Origin of the sequence: Dyadobacter sp. BE31 (assembly GCF_031457695.1) — a bacterium.
Taxonomy (GTDB): domain Bacteria; phylum Bacteroidota; class Bacteroidia; order Cytophagales; family Spirosomataceae; genus Dyadobacter.
On the sequence record NZ_JAVDXA010000002.1, the window covers coordinates 585,092 to 601,440 of the forward strand.

General features: G+C 52.8%; 14 protein-coding genes. 3 read left to right on the plus strand and 11 right to left on the minus strand.

Annotation, left to right across the window (positions count from 1 at the left end):
- Positions 1 to 28: 28 nt before the first annotated feature.
- Complete coding sequence (locus tag J2Y43_RS11235; protein WP_309982426.1) at positions 29 to 1,375, minus strand: Gfo/Idh/MocA family oxidoreductase; 1,347 nt, start codon at positions 1,373 to 1,375, stop codon at positions 29 to 31.
- Positions 1,376 to 1,732: 357 nt separating this feature from the next.
- On the opposite strand from J2Y43_RS11235, the gene J2Y43_RS11240 reads away from it, so the two are divergent.
- Positions 1,733 to 2,710, plus strand: a complete 978-nt coding sequence (locus tag J2Y43_RS11240) for a hypothetical protein (RefSeq protein WP_309982428.1) — start codon at positions 1,733 to 1,735, stop codon at positions 2,708 to 2,710.
- 17 nt (positions 2,711 to 2,727) lie between these two features.
- Here the strand turns inward: J2Y43_RS11240 and J2Y43_RS11245 are convergent, their stop codons facing one another.
- From J2Y43_RS11245 to kaiC, 5 genes are all read right to left on the minus strand, one after another.
- The gene (locus J2Y43_RS11245; protein WP_309982431.1) at positions 2,728 to 3,444 is read right to left on the minus strand and encodes a class I SAM-dependent methyltransferase; all 717 of its coding nucleotides are present in this window, start codon (positions 3,442 to 3,444) and stop codon (positions 2,728 to 2,730) included.
- A gap of 233 nt (positions 3,445 to 3,677) precedes the next feature.
- On the minus strand, positions 3,678 to 4,967 hold the full coding sequence (locus J2Y43_RS11250; RefSeq protein ID WP_309982433.1) for an ATP-binding protein: 1,290 nt from the start codon (positions 4,965 to 4,967) through the stop codon (positions 3,678 to 3,680).
- A gap of 1 nt (position 4,968) precedes the next feature.
- Positions 4,969 to 5,295: a circadian clock KaiB family protein gene (locus J2Y43_RS11255; protein ID WP_309982435.1), complete on the minus strand. Its 327-nt coding sequence runs from the start codon at positions 5,293 to 5,295 to the stop codon at positions 4,969 to 4,971.
- A 5-nt stretch (positions 5,296 to 5,300) separates the two neighbouring features.
- Positions 5,301 to 5,594 (minus strand): circadian clock KaiB family protein, encoded by a 294-nt coding sequence (locus J2Y43_RS11260; RefSeq protein WP_309982437.1) that lies wholly within the window; start codon positions 5,592 to 5,594, stop codon positions 5,301 to 5,303.
- A gap of 9 nt (positions 5,595 to 5,603) precedes the next feature.
- Positions 5,604 to 7,283, minus strand: a complete 1,680-nt coding sequence (gene kaiC, locus J2Y43_RS11265; protein WP_309982439.1) for a circadian clock protein KaiC — start codon at positions 7,281 to 7,283, stop codon at positions 5,604 to 5,606.
- A 455-nt stretch (positions 7,284 to 7,738) separates the two neighbouring features.
- On the opposite strand from kaiC, the gene J2Y43_RS11270 reads away from it, so the two are divergent.
- A complete protein-coding gene (locus tag J2Y43_RS11270) occupies positions 7,739 to 9,502 on the plus strand; it encodes a thiamine pyrophosphate-dependent enzyme (protein ID WP_309982442.1) in 1,764 nt (587 codons plus the stop codon).
- Between the two features lie 4 nt (positions 9,503 to 9,506).
- Positions 9,507 to 10,025, plus strand: a complete 519-nt coding sequence (locus J2Y43_RS11275; protein WP_309982444.1) for an MEKHLA domain-containing protein — start codon at positions 9,507 to 9,509, stop codon at positions 10,023 to 10,025.
- Positions 10,026 to 10,035: 10 nt separating this feature from the next.
- Here J2Y43_RS11275 and J2Y43_RS11280 read toward each other — a convergent pair whose 3' ends face one another.
- The 5 genes from J2Y43_RS11280 to J2Y43_RS11300 all read right to left on the minus strand — a co-directional run bounded on the left by J2Y43_RS11280 (position 10,036) and on the right by J2Y43_RS11300 (position 16,238).
- A complete protein-coding gene (locus J2Y43_RS11280) occupies positions 10,036 to 10,713 on the minus strand; it encodes a phosphatase PAP2 family protein (RefSeq protein WP_309982446.1) in 678 nt (225 codons plus the stop codon).
- A 12-nt stretch (positions 10,714 to 10,725) separates the two neighbouring features.
- The gene (locus J2Y43_RS11285) at positions 10,726 to 13,149 is read right to left on the minus strand and encodes an outer membrane beta-barrel family protein (protein ID WP_309982449.1); all 2,424 of its coding nucleotides are present in this window, start codon (positions 13,147 to 13,149) and stop codon (positions 10,726 to 10,728) included.
- A gap of 63 nt (positions 13,150 to 13,212) precedes the next feature.
- Positions 13,213 to 14,484: a HAMP domain-containing sensor histidine kinase gene (locus J2Y43_RS11290; protein ID WP_310226494.1), complete on the minus strand. Its 1,272-nt coding sequence runs from the start codon at positions 14,482 to 14,484 to the stop codon at positions 13,213 to 13,215.
- The gene (locus J2Y43_RS11295; protein ID WP_309982453.1) at positions 14,481 to 15,155 is read right to left on the minus strand and encodes a response regulator transcription factor; all 675 of its coding nucleotides are present in this window, start codon (positions 15,153 to 15,155) and stop codon (positions 14,481 to 14,483) included. The genes J2Y43_RS11290 and J2Y43_RS11295 overlap by 4 nt, the downstream gene beginning before the upstream one ends.
- Positions 15,156 to 15,311: 156 nt before the next feature.
- Positions 15,312 to 16,238 (minus strand): TraB/GumN family protein, encoded by a 927-nt coding sequence (locus J2Y43_RS11300; RefSeq protein WP_309982455.1) that lies wholly within the window; start codon positions 16,236 to 16,238, stop codon positions 15,312 to 15,314.
- Positions 16,239 to 16,349 lie beyond the last annotated feature (111 nt).

The window sequence follows — 16,349 nt, forward strand, 5'->3', positions numbered from 1 at the left end:
CAAATAAACTTTTGCAGGGGCTATGCATTTACACAATCGGGTCCCAGCCCTTGGCGTACTCGCGTGACCAGAGTTTCTCGGCTTCCTTATCTCCGATAATGTGTCCGTTCTTCGGATCGATTTTCAGGTCGCGGCCTACCCGCCAGGCGATATTGCCGAGCTGCATCGCTACAACGCTCTTGTAACCTAGCTCGACGTCGCAATTCGGCTTACGGTTATTGCGGATCGCGTCGAGGAAATCGGCCACGTGGAGGTTGTCCATGCCCAGGCTCGGGCTGGCCAGGTTCCGGCCCTGCATGCCGGCTTCCTCGGTAGGGGAGTTTACTTCTTTAATGAGCTTGCCGTCGAGATCGTACACCTTGTAGGAGTCGCCGCCGGTGTCGAGGCTGCCGTTTTCACCGTAAAAAATGATCCCCCGGTCCTGACCTTCGATTTTGCGCCCATTGGAACTTCTCGATTCCCAGACCAGCGAAACGCGGCCCGGGTAATCCATCGCGACGATCTGCGTGTCGGGCGTTTCCCAGTCGTCTTTGAACTCGTACCGCCCGCCTACCGAGCTGACGCGGGTCGGGAAGTCCACGCCCAGGCCCCAGCGTGCCACATCCACCTCGTGCGTACCGTTGTTCAGCGCTTCGCCGGTACCCCAATGCCAGAACCAGTGCCAGTCGTAATGGATCAGGCCTTCCTTGTAAGGCGTGCGTGGTGCGGGGCCTTGCCAGAGCTCGTAGTCGAGCCAGGAGGGTACCGTGCCGGGTTTCAGGTAAGTGGCCTTCCTTTTATTGGTATACCATGTTTTGGCCAGATACACACGCCCGATAATGCCCTGGTGCAGCTGCCTGATGCCTTCCGTGAGCACGGGTGCGGACCTGCGCTGCGCGCCCATTTGCACTACCCGCTTGTACTTGCGCGCGGCCTCGACCGCGAGCTCGCCCTCGCGTGGGTTGTGGCTCAATGGCTTCTCTACATACACATGTTTGCCCGCCTGGCAGCCCATGATCGTGAGCGGCGCGTGCCAGTGGTCCGGCGTGGCGATATATATGGCGTCAATGGATTTGTCTTCCAGTACCTTACGGCAATCTTTTTCGGATTTGGGTTTGGCGGTTTGCTTGGCCTCCATCACGACCTCGATGGCTTTCGGGATAGCGCGCTCGTCGACGTCGCAAACAGTGCCTACTTCTGTATTTTTCTGGCCTGCAAAGGTTCCGCTCATGCTTTTACCCCGGCTGTTGACCCCGATCGTCGCTACCCGGATGAGGTCGTTCGCGCCGATAATGCGGTTGTAGCTTTTTGCGCTGAAACCCATAGCCGTACCGCCGATGGCGATCCCCAGCGAGCCTGCTGCGGTAGTTTTTAAAAATTCGCGTCTGTTAGCCATGACTTGTAATGTATTGATTCGATTTACTAAGCAGTGCGGCACCGGGATATACCTTTCTGTTGCGGGCAAATTTTTTACCTTGGACCTGAGTAAAAAACGGTATACTGAAAGGTAGCCCAAGTGTAATTTACGGCTGGGAGTGACCGATTAAACGGCCAGGTGGCTATGCGCACGATAGCGGCGACCGGGATGCTGATTGATAAAAAAAATACGCGGGAGGAAAATCCGGTAGTAATAAATCCAGAAAATGATGTTTAGTTTGAAGAATGGACGAAAGAGCTATACGTAACCGTAGGAGGACGTCCATATAGCAGATATTCTTTTAAGAGAAGCGGCAGGAAGCCATTAAGTAATGTCATGTTTCTAAACAAGATCAAATCCCAAGAATCAGGAGTGGTGCTTTACGGTATCACGCCACCCAAAGCCGACACCACTATTGAACGCGTTGCCGAAATCGCCCAAAAGACCATGGAGCGACTCGCCACCCTGGATATTGATGCATTGGTAGTATATGACGTGCAGGACGAATCTGCGCGTACGAAAGAGGAAAGGCCTTTTCCGTTCCTGAATTCGCTCGATCCGCTGCATTTCGCTTCGGAGTACCTCGGTAGTTTGGACGTTCCGAAGATCATCTACCGGCCCGCCGGCAAGTTTTCCGCGGAAGAGCTCTCGGAATGGCTGGAAGCATTGAACAAACAGCATTTCTATCCCGTGTTTGTGGGCGTGCCCGCCCCGGATTTTCCAGTGAAGACGAGCTTGCCCGAAGCTTACAAAATCTGGCGCAAAAATGAAGAAACATCCGTTATCGGTGCCGTGACGATTCCGGAGCGCCATAAGATCCTGCAAGACGAGGATACGCGGATCCTCGACAAGATGGAATGCGGCGTATCGTACTTCATTTCACAATGTGTATTCAACCTCGAATACGCCCGGCAGGTGATCGACGACCTCGCGCGTCGCTGCGATCGCGAGCAGATAACCCCTCCGACGATTATTTTCACGATCACGGCCTGCGGCTCTGAAAAAACGCTGCAGTTTATGGATTGGCTGGGCATTAATGTGCCGGAGGAATTAAAGGAGGACCTAAGGGCTTCCGAAGATATTCTGGAACGATCGGTCAATATTTGCCTTGATATCGCCTCCGAACTCACGACATTCTGTATGGAACGCTCTATCCCATTTGGCTTCAACATCGAAAGCGTGGCTATCCGCAAAGCGGAAATCGAAGCATCGATTTACATGGCACGCCAGATCAGCCAGATGCTGAAAGATAGGGGTGTGCGGAAATCGGAGAATGCACAGACCATTCTCCGACCTACGAGATTTCCGGGTTGAGCCGCTCGATGATTTAACTAAACTGTTGGAACCCGTTTCTTCGCTACAAGAATATACGTAGCGGAATCCTTGTCCTTACCAGCTTGCGAGGGGATTTTGTCCAGCAGGTAAATGAGGGGCTGGAATACCAATGCGAGAGCCGGCCGGAGGGATGGCGGAAGCGCAAATGTGAAGCCGTCCTGGCAGAGCTGCATACCTGCGGCCGCCCGGCCGACGATACCTCTGAAATGGATCACTTCAAAACCGGTATCAGTCACTAATTTTCTTAATCCGGCCGAGGTCCAGCGCCAGTAATCGGTGGGGTCGGGGTGGAACATCCAGTACCCGTGTGTGGTCAGGATCAGCTGCCCGTCAGGTTTCAGCACTCTCAGGGCTTCTTTCAGATATTCATTCGGATTTACCACGTGTTCCAGCACCTGGGTCGATATTACCACGTCGAGACTTTCATCGGGCAGCTCGATTTGCCCTTCAGGAGAAATCAGGATGTCGGCGAGCTTGTTCCCGGCCAGGTCAATGCCGATGTACTTGTGAACGAACGGTGCTATCAGTGATTCGTAGGGCCGGCCTCCGCAGCCGTAGTCGGCCACAGTCAACTTTTTTGAATCGCGCGCTACAAATTCCTTAATAACGTCTTCAATGGCCTGGCGAAGTTGGCGAAGACAATAGTAACGGGTGGCCAGTTTTCCGAAAATCGACGGATACAGGCGCTGAACTCCTGGTTCTCTTTCTGTCATGCTGAAAAGTGAGGAATAGTGTTTGCAAGTATTATGAACCTGGTAGCCAGGTGCCTGACGACGTCGTTAGCTACCAAATGTTGCAATTTATAATTCTTTTCGAGCCAATTGCAGAAGGTTATGGGATATTTAACCGTTTAAAAATATTCGGTCGATCTCAATTAATTAACGGATCGTGAAGGGTTTTCCGGAAGGATAATACCATGCTCCGCCACTTGCCGCGGCGAGCAATGTCAGGCCACATTCTTTGGCTGCTTCACAGGCAGTGTGATCGTGAAGCGGGCACCTTCTCCCGGGGTGCTTTCTGCGGAAATTGTCCCGTGATGCCGTTCGATGATTTTCCTGGTGATAGAGAGCCCGATTCCCGAGCCTTCATACTGGTCCTTATTGTTGAGCCGTTCGAAAAGTGAGAATATCCTTTCCTGATATTCCTTTTCAAAGCCGATGCCATTGTCGGCTACGACGATGTGGCAAAATGCGCCTTCATCCGCTTCCCCGGCCCCCGCGTTCGCAGGGTTGCAAAAGATCCGGATAACCGGTGGCCTGTCTTGTCTTGAAAACTTGATGGAATTGCTGATCAGGTTCTGGAAAACCTGTTTGATTTGCCCGCGGTTGCCTTCTACCATCGTCAGCTCGTTCACAATCACTTCCACATTTCGCTCCTGCAAAAGCAAGTCATAGTCGTCCAGGATTTCGGCGATCACCGCTTCCAGGTCTACCTCATCGAAAGTTTCCGGGTTCGTCGTTAGTCCGGAATAATTCAAAATATCCGACGCCATCGAGCGCATTCGCTGCGAGGACGAAATGATTTTATCGAGATACCTCTGGCTTTCCGCAGGAAGGTCCTTTGCGTGCCTGTCCCTGATCATATTCGCGAAAATCAATATCTTCCTCAGAGGCTCCTGAAGATCGTGCGAGGCGATCGAGGCGAACTGCTGCAAATCGTGATTGCTCGCTTCCAGTTCGGTATTGGCGATAGTGAGCCGCTGGTTGTTTTCTTTCAGCAGGCGCTGGATGTTTTTTTGAAAAGTGAGGTCAGTGATGATCACGCTCAGCGATGGGCCTTCGTCCAATTGGAGGACGGTCAGGGAGAGCTGGCAGGCCACCGTGCCTTTGTTTTTGCAAATCTTCACTTCAATTTGCACGTCCTTGTGCCATGCCATTGCGAATACCTCCCGGAACATCGGCTGGCAGTCGGCGGAAACAAACGATTCGAAAAGCTTCCCGACAACGCCCGGCAACGTTGCGCCAAGCATCGATGCAAACCGGGAATTGGCGTAAAGGATAATGCCATCCGCATTTAAGGTGACGGCCCCTTCATTCATTTTTTCGATGAATACCCGGTAGGAATGATCGGCTGTTTTAAGTGTGTAAAGCTGATGCCCGGCGTCGGCGTCATTCACTACGAGCGCGTCGATCTGGCCGGTGCGAATGGCATCGATCGTGTCGGTAGCTTCTTCCAGGCGCAGGTTCAGCTCGGCGTTTTCCCGGAGAAGTTGCTCATAAGTTTTCGCATTGTTCATATCATTCACCGGGTATACCAAGACCTTTCAAAACCTTTTGTGTGTCCGACATGTCGCCGATCAGCCTCCGCTCGGGATAAGGTCGTGACTTGATCAAAAGCGGCAGTGCAACAAGCTGTTCCTGCGAAGCGAGCGACTTTTCCTGGTAGACGTCGATCACCCGAAGGGTATATCTTTCCTTAATGTATTTTTCACAGATCTCCCTGAGATTAGCAACCGCCCGGATCGAATTGGAGGAAGCACCGGCTATAAACAGGTTCAGGACGAAGTGGTGGTCCATTTCGCCGCCATCGTCCCAACCCTGCGTATCGTGTGTTTCTTCGATCATCTGATTTATTTTGCCGGGCGAATGTTGAGTCCTACCAGTACCTTCTCCTCGTTGGACAGGTCTCCAATGATCTTGCGAATGGGCTCAGGTACCTTTTTGACCAGCGTGGGAATTGCCAGTATCTGATCTCCCTCCGCGAGTTGCGGATGAACGAGCAGGTCGATCACTTCTATCACATATTTGTCCTTCAAGTGCTCTTCGCAATACTTTTTCAAGTTGGCCAGCGCAGCTACCGACCGGGCAGTTTTCCCGGCGACGTAAAGCCTCAGCTCCCATACATCTTCTTTCAGATCTTCCATAACGGGGTATTAAAGTAAGTCATCACGCTTACGGGTGAGCTCCTTGCGGTTTTCTTCCATAATGCTCTTTTTAAGCTCGTCCTCGATGTAGCTTTTGTTGAGCTCTTCCTGAAATGATTCGAATTCTTCTTTCAACGACGCGATTTTCGATTCGAGGACCAGTCTTTTGCGTTCGATTTCGCGATCTTTTCTCGAAACGGCATGGTCGCGGATAGCTTCGGAAGTTTTTTCCAATAACTGCTGTGTCTCCCGCGCGGAGCCCGTGAGCACGCCCACGGGGCCGAGGAATACTTCCACCAGTTTAAGCCCGTCGTCGGTGATCACAAACTCCCTCACCTGGTTGGAATGCTTCATCCCGCGCGATTTCATCACATACAACCCGCGGTTGCGCTCTCCATTAGACTCAATGTCGCGCACGAGTATCCACACATCCACGAGAGACGATACGCCTTCGTCGGTTTGCTCGCTGTTTTTGTCGTTGAGCGCCAGCGCGGTAAACATGACCGTAATCTGTTGGCTTTGCATGAAATCGATCAGGCGTGTGAGCAGGCTTCTAACCTCGCTGTCCGATCCGACAGTGACGAGGTTGCTGATCGGATCGAGCACGATTACGCTGGGTTTGAACTTCTCGACCAGTTTCACAATGTTCAGCAAATGCATTTCCAATCCATTGAGCGTGGGCCGGGAGGCACTGAACAGCAACAAACCACTGTCTACATGCGCTTGCAGGTCGATGTTGATCGACCGCATGTTGCGGATGATCTGTTGGGGCGATTCCTCAAAGGCAAAATAGATGGCACGCATACCATCGGCACACGTTTTGTCGATAAAACTCCCCGCTATGGAGGTTTTCCCCGTTCCCGCCGTGCCGGAAACCAATACGCTGCTGGCCTTGAAGAAGCCATCGCCGCCCAGCATTTTGTCGAGCGCCGGAATGCCCGAAGATATTCTTCCGGACGAGACGGGATGGTTCAGTTGAAGCGATGTTACGGGCAAAACCGAGATACCCTCCTCGTCGATCAGAAAGGGGTATTCATTGGTGCCGTGTACCGAGCCTCGGTATTTAACGATCCGCAGGATGCGGGTAGATATTTTGTTCTCGACGCGGTGATCGAGCAGGATCACACAGTCTGACACATATTCTTCGAGTCCCTGGCGCGTCAGCGATGCTTCCCCTTTTTCGCCGGTGATAATGGTCGTCACTTTCTTTTCTTTGAGCCATTCAAACAGCCTGCGAAGCTCCGCCCGAAGCACAGCCTGGTTCGTAAGCCCGGAGAAAAGGCTTTCGATCGTATCCAGTACGACGCGCTTGGCACCGATGCTGTCGATCGCGTAGGCGAGGCGTATAAAAAGGCCGTCGAGGTTGTATTCCCCTGTTTCTTCGATCTCGCTTCGTTCGATACGCACGTGATCGACCCGGATCTGCCCGTCGTGTTGTAACTGGTTCAGGTCAAACCCGAGCGAAGCCACATTCACGGCGAGCTCTTCGGCCTTTTCTTCAAAAGCTACAAACACGCCGGGTTCGTTATATCGCATAGCCCCGTGTACAAGGAACTCCATTGAGAACAGTGTTTTGCCGGATCCGGCGGAGCCGCAAACCAGTGTTGGCCGGCCGGAGGGTAACCCGCCCGCGGTTATTTCGTCGAGACCGCGGATGCCGGTGTTCGATTTAGGAAGTTTGCTGGGCATTTTTCTTGATTCTGAGGGTTCCAAACTCATTGTCAAATCTTAAATAGTCTATTGTGAAATGTTTTTTTGCAACACGCTCGAAAGAGATCGCTACAAATAGCACCCCATTAAAACCATGCCTGAATAAATACACAGTTGAGAAAAGAAAGGCCCCGCTGGTCAGGTATCGACCGGCGGGGCCTTTGGTGAATACTGGTTTGTTGATGCCAGCAAGAATATGGCGAGGAAGGGAAATGCAATATTATCAAAAGCCGGAGCCTCGGGTAAGAATATCCTATTTAACGGGTTCAGCGGTCTTGTCCATTACTTAGTGATTTTATTACATTGTAGATTTTGTTCTATTTAACAATATGGAATAGTTTGACAAAATAATATTCAAACTATTTCGACATTTGCAAATGTCGATCCGGACCCGGCAGTCACTGTCTCAACATTTACGCAACAAACACATCGTCATGAGCCTCGAAGTGAGCGAATCCGTGTCCTTTATCAGCGAATTGGAAGAACCGTTCGGCCTGGACAGCTATCAGACCATTATTACCACATTGAACAACTGGGGGATCCGGTTGTATGCAGGTGTAAACGGCGGAGGGGTGATCCACCTGCTTAAATACCTCGATCCGCTCGGCCAGGACGTGCCCGAAACGCCTTCGTTCCTGACTATTGGCGAATATACTGCCGGTTTCATTCCGTTGGGTTATCATCTGGGCGGCGGCGGTGTAGCGGCGTCCGTTGCGACGACAGGAGCGGCTACGAAGCTTATCTCCTGCGGGTTAAGCGACGCGAAGCTGCATGATATCCCGGTCGTATATATAGTACCGGTATCTAACGGCAGTACCATCGGCTTCTCGCCTTTGCAAGATACGACCGAGTATGGCAGTAATATCGTGAACCAGCTGCGCGCCGAGCTGCCCGATTCCGTTTTTCTGCTGGATAACCCTATGACATTGAACGAACAGCTCTCGCTGGCCCGGCGGCAGCTGCAACGTTCGAAACCCGTCGTGCTCGTTCTGGACAATGAAGGGCTGAGTATTTCTCAAACAGCGCCGGACTTCCCCACGGTCGTGCCAGAGTATTCCGAGCCGGAAGAGCCTGCACCTGGTGCGTTTCTGGCCGAATTCCGGAAGGAGACGGAAGGAAAACGTGTCGTAATGTTCGTAGGTGAGGAAATGGCGCGTTACCCCGGGGCCAGGGAACTGACCACGCAGCTCAGCAAGACACTTCATGCGGCCACGATGTGGAGCATTAACGGAGCCAATGCCATTGACCGGGAAAATCCCTACGGCTATGGCTACATTTCTTTCGGGGGAAATGACAGGGCGATGTCGTTGTATAATTCGCTCGGAGAGAACGATGTACTGCTGGTGCTCGGTGCATGTCCTGACGAGTATACGGTCAATTTCAAGAAGATTTCGGCAGCGGCTACCTTTCATTTCAGCAACATTCCGCAGGCTTACGGGCTGGTAAACAACAGCTTGCAGCACGTTGTGGAGGGTAGGTATTATCAGATTAATGCCCCATTGGATGCGTCGCTGCAAACATTCAGCGACGCGGCTACGGAGCAGCCGTTTACTAATATTCCGGCAGAGCCGGCTCCGCATTACCTGAACGACCTGGCTTTCGACCATGCGCGGGCTCACTTTGCCGACATGGCCGCGCTTTACCAGCGACTCGATCGATGGTGGCCGGAACGTTCCATCGGTATCGACGACACGTGCCTTGCTTACAAGGACCGACAGCACGTAACCCAGCGGCCGAACAACAATATCCGTTTTTACTCACTCTATCGCGGCTCGGCCATGGGCGGGGCATTTGGCGTGGCCATCGGCGCGAAACTGGCCGATCCGGGCAGGCAGGTGTTTCTGTTTACCGGGGATGGCTGTTTCCGGTTGTTTTCCGGCTCGCTTGGCGAAGTGAGTAACCTGGGATTGGTGGTATTCCTGCTCAATAATGAAACATTCGGCATCGTGGAGCAGGGACTGAGAAAGGTTTTACCTGATGTAGGACCGGCTTACTACCATTCCAGGCTCGGTGCCGTCGATTACTGTGCGATTGCGCGCGCAAACAACTGGAATGCGGTACGCCTTGCGCCGGATCTCGGCAATCTCGACGATATATTAAGTAAAATAGACCAGGGATTGAGCCGTTCGCTGCTTATCGAAGTTCCCGTTGACCCTAACCAGGTACTAGGCAAGAATCCACGTTTGAAAAATTTGTAGCAGCATGATCTCAGCATCCAGCAAAACATTAATCCGCCAGATAAACGATTGTTTCCACCAGTTGGCCGGTAAACCGTTATACGCTCCGGGAGCCGCCGCTCCGCGAGCCGCTGCTCCGGGAGCCGCTGCTCCCGGAGCAACCGACGTGCACGAATGGCTTCACGAGGAAGCTCCTTACGGCATATTGGCGCACAATACAGCCGCCGACCCGCATTTTATATATGCCAATAACCACGCATTGACCTCATTCAAATACACTCCTGCTGAAATACTTTTGGTGCCGTCCCGGTTGAGCGCTTCGGAGCAGGATAGGCCGGAGCGGCAGAGGATGCTGGAAATCGTGTCGCGCGACGGCATTGTTTACAACTACTCCGGCCCCCGGGTCGATAAACACGGCGAGACGTTCACGATTTACGACGGGGTGGTGTGGCAGCTGCGACATGCCGACGGTACATTATGGGGCCAGGCCGCGCTTTTCTGGACGGAAGAAAAGGCCCGGCCCGAATGGTTCCTGCCGTTGTGACCGCAGCCTGTTAATACACCGGCTGTGATTTTGCGTGCGCCTTGCCCCATTTGTACTGGTGCGTCCAGTAGGCCACTTTCATCGACAAATACCCGATTCCCGCGCCCACCAGGACGTCGCTAATGTAATGCCGGTTGTTGGCCACGCGCAGCAAGCCCACGGACGACGCCACGGTGTACGACGCGTAAGGCATCCACGGGTAGCGGTCTTTGTATTCCTCATTCAGGAACGTGGCGGCGGCGAATGCCTGGGTGGTGTGGCCGGACGGGAAGGAGTTGTAACTGCTCCCGTCCGGGCGTAGGGTGTGCGTGGCCGATTTCAGGATAGTCGCCGTGGTGAGGGCCATTGCTTCGCCTTTGACGAGGATCACGGTGCGGTTAAGCACATCGGTTTTGGATTTGATACCGAATGCATCGAGGCCATACGCGACAACCAGCGGCGAAAACTGCATGTAATTGTCAATATGGGTGTGGAAACGCGGAATGTGGCGATTCCTGCTTTCGGCGACCTCGTTCTTGATGGATTCTTCCGAATGCCCGTTGGCGATGAGGCCGCCGATGATCAGCGAGGCAGGTGCGTAAAATTGCTGCAAAGTCAGCGGCTTGCGGACAGACAGGCTGTCGGCTGGCGAGAATGGCTGTGCAAAGGATGATGTCGAAATGAGGAGGAAAATGATGAGGAGGCGCATGGGTAAGCAATTTTAGAATTTGAAACTGTAACCGGCCCGCACTAGCTGGGTCTCATAGTAATCACGGCTGTTGTAATGGAAGCCGTCGCCATACACGGTTTTACGGATCACCAGCGTACCGAAAAGGTCGGTGGCATTGACGAAAATCTCGCCTTTGGGCAATTGCCGTTTGGCGCCGGCATCTACCGAGAAGCGGTAACCCGTGCGGCCTTGCGGTACGATGTCGGGCGCCTGGTAGATGGTCACCACTTGTACCTCGGTTTTCTTGCCTTTCAGTACGGCGCTCACTTTGGCACTGCCGGAGGTGAGCGTTTGTTTGGCAGCGCTGTAAATGGATTTTACGGGGTACAGGTTCTCGACGGAGAATGCATTCACCGTATTTTTATAAATATTACCATTTACATTTACTGAAAACCACGGGGCGAGATCCTGCTGTAAAACCAGCTCGCCGCCCGCGTTGTAACTTTTGCCGGCATTCTGGAAAATGTTGTAGATCAGCGTGCTGCCTGGTACGATGGTGCCGATACGGGTAATGGTGCCGTTGATTTGCTTACGGTACAATGCGGCGTAAAGCGAGCCATTATTCCAGCTGGTTTTGTAGCCGGCCTCCCAAGAGCTGGTAAACTGCGGTTTGAGGGCAGGATTACCGATTTTAATGATCTCCGCATCGTCGTATTTCGGGAAAATGCGGATATCGACCTCATTGGGCCTGTCGACACGGCGGTTGTAAAAGATCGATACCTTGTTGTGGTCGTCGATTTTGTAGGCGAAACGCACATTGGGGAAAGGCTTCGCATACGTGTAACCGTCGGAGTGGTAGGTAGGGTGGGTCGGGTTAACGTCGTAACGGAGATTGATATACTCTACCCGTAAGCCCGCTTCCACCTCGAAATTCCTGTTTTCAAAAACATAGTTGCCATAGACCGCCGGGATTGTCTCCTTGTAATCGGCCCAGCCGCCGGCCAGGCTGTCGATAGGGGAATTTACGCCGGGCGTGGCGACGCCCGGGAAAAACTGCATGTTCGTCGGGATGAAGCGCCTGCGCAGCTTCAAACCGCCTTCCAGCCTTCCATACCGCAGCGGCCGGATATAATCAGCATTGAAATCGAACACATTTTCATCCGAAAGCAGCTTGAAAGCATCCTTACCGGTGAAATCGGGCATGATGTTGGTGAAAAAATACTGCTCGTTTTCACGGTGGAAAGTGTAATTGAGGCCGATATTGAGCAAATGCCCGGGTTGCGCGTATTTGTGCTGGTAGGACGCGCTGGCGGTTACGGTGGTTTTCAATTCGTCTTCGAGGAATTGCCAGAGCCGGTTTCGCTGGGTCAGCTTTGCATCAAAAAACGGTTCGTCGCCGCGGTCGAGGATTTTCTCGCTGCTGAACAATGCCGAAACCGACAACGCATTACTGTCATCAAATGTCCAGTCTACCCCGGTTTTGGCGGTAACCACGTTGGTGCTGCGGTTCCGCTTGGTTTGCTGCCGTATGGTATCGCCGCTGTCGTAGTAGCGGTCCACAAACTCGTTCTTGTTGAGGGTCGGCGTGTGGAGGTAGTCACCCTGGAAAAACACATTGACTTTCTTCTTTTTATAGTTCAGGGCCAGCGAGGGGTTCAGTTTGAGGGTGTTCCGGTATTGCGGGCGGATGTCGGGCAAGTTTTCCTTCCGTACCCACAACGCGCCCAGGCCGGCTGCCATGCCTATTTTCCCGTTGAAGCCTTCCTGTTTTTCTTTTTTATAAATAATGTTGATAATCCCCGCATTGCCATTGGCGTCGTAGCGGGCCGATGGGTTATTGATAATCTCGATCCGCTCGATGGCTGAGGCCGGGATATTATCGAGGCTCGTCTGGCTGCCGAAACCCGTGAGTGCCGTCTGGCGGCCGTCCACCAGGATCGCTACCTTGTCGCTGCCGCGCAAAAGTACCTTCCCGTCCTCACCGGCAGTGACCCCCGGCAGGTTTTTCAACGCCTGTAATACCGACCCGCCGCTCTGGCTCACATTACGGCCGATGTTGAAAGTCTTCCGGTCGAGCTTGTCATCGACACCCTCGGCCTGCTGGCCGGTGATGGTCACTTCCTGCAAATTCTGGGAATCGTCGGCCATCCGGAACTCGCCGAGGTCGAGGAAGGGGCTCAGGGTACCCACGGTGATGGGCTTTTGCAGTGCCTTGTATCCGAGCGACACGCACTCGATGCGGTAGTTGCCGCTCCTGACGTCGGGCAGGCTGAACCGCCCGAGCTCGTTGGTGATGGTACCCGTTACAAATGCGCTGTCTTTTTCAGTTTTGAGAACAATATTGACAAATGGGAGTGCTTGCCCGCTTGCCTGGGAAATAACCTGCCCGGAGAGCGTTACTTTGCTTACCTGCGCTTTGAGTTGCGGGATGGTAAGAACAAGGCAAAGGCAGATGAAAATTCTTTTGAAGGCCATTCAGACATTGTTTTTGATGATCTGATGGCAAAAATGAGCATCGATTTGGAAGAAATTTCGAATTCAGAAGCGGACCGAAAAGCGATGCATACCCTGCGTGAAATCATAGCCGATCTGCCAGCCGTAACGGTCGCATATCTCGCGGGTGATCGCGAGCCCGAGCCCGCTGCCCGCATGCGCGTCCGATGCTTGCGCGAACCGTCTGAACAGGTTTTCCGTTTGCAATGCACCCGTGCCGGTATTGGCAATGGTGAGAATGCCGCCGCCCAAATGCACCTGCACCTGCCCGCCCTCAGGTGTGTAGCGCACGGCATTCACAAGTAGGTTGGTAAGCAGGATTTCAGTAAGCACCGGGTTGGCTTCTACGGTGAAGGGTTCGATATTTTCGGTGTAATGCAGGGCATTGTTTTCAAAACGGTCGGCAAACTGCTCTGCAACGCCTGCCAGCGTCTTACCGAGCGCTATCGGTTCCTTTTCCTCGAATTGCGCATGTTCGATGCGCGCCAGCAGGAGCAGGTTCTTGTTGATGCGGGACACGCGGTTGATTGCCTGATAAACTTGCTCCACGATTCGCATTTGCCCGGCGTCCAGCGACTGACTCTGCAACAGCATATCCAGGCGCGATTTGACGATCGCCAACGGCGTCTGCAATTCGTGCGAGGCGTTTTCTGTAAATTCCTTTTGCTGGCGGTAGGAGGCCAGGCTGCCCTGCATCAGGGTATCCAGGCTGACATTCAGGTCGGCAAATTCGGTCACGTCCGATACCGGCAGCGGCACGGCCTTACCGGTTTCCAGGCGAAAGGTGCGCAGGCCGGCCAGCGTATCGTAAAATGGCTGCCAGATGCGCAGGGCGGTTTTGCGGTTGAGATAAATAAATCCCGCCAGCAGGAGCATAATGAAAAAGACCGTTACCCCGCCAATGGCCAGGATGGTCTCGTCGACCTCCTCCATGTTGGTTTCGATCAGCACACGATATAGTTTATGATTGACGCGGATGTCAGTCGTCAGGCACCGGAACTGCTCGCGGTCGTGCATGAAGTCGTCGAACCGGATGATGGTATAAAGGCTGTCGGGCCGGGGGGCGGCTGTTTCGTTGAATGAGAATCCGGGCTGCACTTTGTCGAGGACGGCGATCATATTGTCCACCGCGGTATCGGGCAGGCTGAGGCGGGTGAGGCGCTTTTCCAGCTTTTCGCGGATGGCGTAATGATGCTTGTCCAGCTCATTCTCCCAAATGACGTCGATGATCAGGAAGTAGACCGGAATGCTGATCACCAGCACCGTGAATGCGTAGATCACCAATGGGCGCAGGCTTTGATCGAGCAGCTTTTTCATCCTTCCCATTTGTAGCCGGTTCCGTAAATCGTTTTGAGATAATTACCGTAACCGGCCTCGCTGAGCTTCTTTTTCAGGTTCTTCACATGCGCGTACACGAAGTCGTGGTTATCGAACATATCGGCAATGTCGCCCGACAAATGCTCGGCCAATGCACTTTTGGCGATCACCCGGTTTTTATTCCCGATAAAAAACAGCAAAAGGTCAAGCTCTTTTTTCGTGAGTATCACCACTTCACCGTGGACGGTAATGGTTTTGCTGAGCAAATCGACCTTCAATTCATTCTGCACAACATGGTTATGGTTGGCAAAGCTCCGCCTGCGGATCACCGAGTAAATGCGGGCGGCCAGTTCGGGCAAATGGAAAGGTTTGGCGAGGTAATCGTCGGCACCCGCATGCAGGCCCCTGATCTTGGTCTCGTAATCTCCCTTGGCCGAGATAATGATCACGCCGTCTTGCTGGCCCTGCTTTTTGAGTGTTTCCAGGATGTCCATCCCGTCGCCGCCGGGCAGCATGAGATCCAGCAAAATGCAGTCGTACCGGTACAATTCCACTTTCTCACGCGCCTGCGCCCACGTACCCGCGTACTCGCACAGGTAGTCCTGCGCGGTGAGGTAGGCGCCAATGCTCTCGGCCAGGCCGGGTTCGTCTTCAATGATCAGGATCTTCATTTGGGCAATTTAATGCAACAATTTGGAATTCTTTTTGAAGAGGAAGCTATCCTGTGCTCTGGTCGTGGGACTCGCCCCGGCCTCTGTCAGGTGCTCAATGGAAATGCCGGTATGACCCTGATGCATCTGGATACAGAAGTTCGATTTTATAAATATTCAGTCAAATAGCACCGGTTCGACTTGGTAGCCCTCCGCCCGTAACAGCATGATCACGCCGGTTTTGTAATATAAATGAGCGAGGCCGACGGCGATCAGCGTGGGGCGGCTTGAAATGGCGGATGTGATTTTTGGCATCCAGTCTTTGTTTCGCTGCGCGAGAGGAATAAAGTCAAAATAGGGGGAACTGGCGGTCTGGGCGGAATATTCATCAAGGCGATATTCAAATCTCATCGTCTTGTAGCGTGCAAGTGTGTCCTCTACTGCAGGCATGCCGTAGAGGTTCCAATCCGGTTTGTCGCTGCCAATTGTATAATTGACCGCGCGGGTTAGGTATTGCCTTGCATGCCCGATTTCCGACGAGTCAAAATCGGTAACTTTTACCCGGTCCAGGCAATCCCCCTGCCTTCCGAGTTTCACATATAATTCAAACAAATCCTTATCCATGAATTTCGTAACGGCGTTGGCTTTGTTATTTCCTGATATCAACGTTAACATAATTGCTGATTCCATTTCCGCCACCGTCATGGCCGCGGCGTCCGGATTGTTACGGATACCTTCGCCTACCCGTGCGACAAAGAATGAATCCAGCGTCTCGAACTGTTTTTTGTCAAGCAGTGGTAACGCCTTTAATATGCCCTTTTTCGATGTCGCTGGTAAGGACCGGGTTGTAAATTGCTCGTTGAGAATATATTCCGTACTATCAACGACCTTGCCGAACTGAGGTGTTTTCAAAAGCCAATCGGCGTCTGAGAGATGGAATGTCCCCAGCAAATACGAGGGCCTGGGACAATTGGCACCGGTTATTTTCCAAAGAATAGTGCGGGGATCTTCCTCGTTGCCGGGGTTGCCCTTTTGCGCCCACAAATGGCCGACCGCCGTTTGGCAAAGGATGAGTGCAATGCAAATGCGCGATACGGTTTTCATGGAATAGATTCTGCTTGTACGCTGTGAATATATGGTACAGGGGCTTTCAAACCATTCTTTTTTGAAAAATGTAACCGGATTGGTGAAATTATGCTCTTATGGGTGGAGCTA

Excerpts from the sequence above, each read along its gene's own strand:
- J2Y43_RS11235 (WP_309982426.1), bottom strand. The coding sequence starts at position 1,375 with ATGGCTAACAGACGCGAATTTTTAAAAACTACCGCAGCAGGCTCGCTG.
- J2Y43_RS11240 (WP_309982428.1), top strand. The coding sequence starts at position 1,733 with ATGTTTCTAAACAAGATCAAATCCCAAGAATCAGGAGTGGTGCTTTAC.
- J2Y43_RS11245 (WP_309982431.1), bottom strand. The coding sequence starts at position 3,444 with ATGACAGAAAGAGAACCAGGAGTTCAGCGCCTGTATCCGTCGATTTTC.
- J2Y43_RS11250 (WP_309982433.1), bottom strand. The coding sequence starts at position 4,967 with ATGAACAATGCGAAAACTTATGAGCAACTTCTCCGGGAAAACGCCGAG.
- J2Y43_RS11255 (WP_309982435.1), bottom strand. The coding sequence starts at position 5,295 with ATGATCGAAGAAACACACGATACGCAGGGTTGGGACGATGGCGGCGAA.
- J2Y43_RS11260 (WP_309982437.1), bottom strand. The coding sequence starts at position 5,594 with ATGGAAGATCTGAAAGAAGATGTATGGGAGCTGAGGCTTTACGTCGCC.
- kaiC (WP_309982439.1), bottom strand. The coding sequence starts at position 7,283 with ATGCCCAGCAAACTTCCTAAATCGAACACCGGCATCCGCGGTCTCGAC.
- J2Y43_RS11270 (WP_309982442.1), top strand. The coding sequence starts at position 7,739 with ATGAGCCTCGAAGTGAGCGAATCCGTGTCCTTTATCAGCGAATTGGAA.
- J2Y43_RS11275 (WP_309982444.1), top strand. The coding sequence starts at position 9,507 with ATGATCTCAGCATCCAGCAAAACATTAATCCGCCAGATAAACGATTGT.
- J2Y43_RS11280 (WP_309982446.1), bottom strand. The coding sequence starts at position 10,713 with ATGCGCCTCCTCATCATTTTCCTCCTCATTTCGACATCATCCTTTGCA.
- J2Y43_RS11285 (WP_309982449.1), bottom strand. The coding sequence starts at position 13,149 with ATGGCCTTCAAAAGAATTTTCATCTGCCTTTGCCTTGTTCTTACCATC.
- J2Y43_RS11290 (WP_310226494.1), bottom strand. The coding sequence starts at position 14,484 with ATGAAAAAGCTGCTCGATCAAAGCCTGCGCCCATTGGTGATCTACGCA.
- J2Y43_RS11295 (WP_309982453.1), bottom strand. The coding sequence starts at position 15,155 with ATGAAGATCCTGATCATTGAAGACGAACCCGGCCTGGCCGAGAGCATT.
- J2Y43_RS11300 (WP_309982455.1), bottom strand. The coding sequence starts at position 16,238 with ATGAAAACCGTATCGCGCATTTGCATTGCACTCATCCTTTGCCAAACG.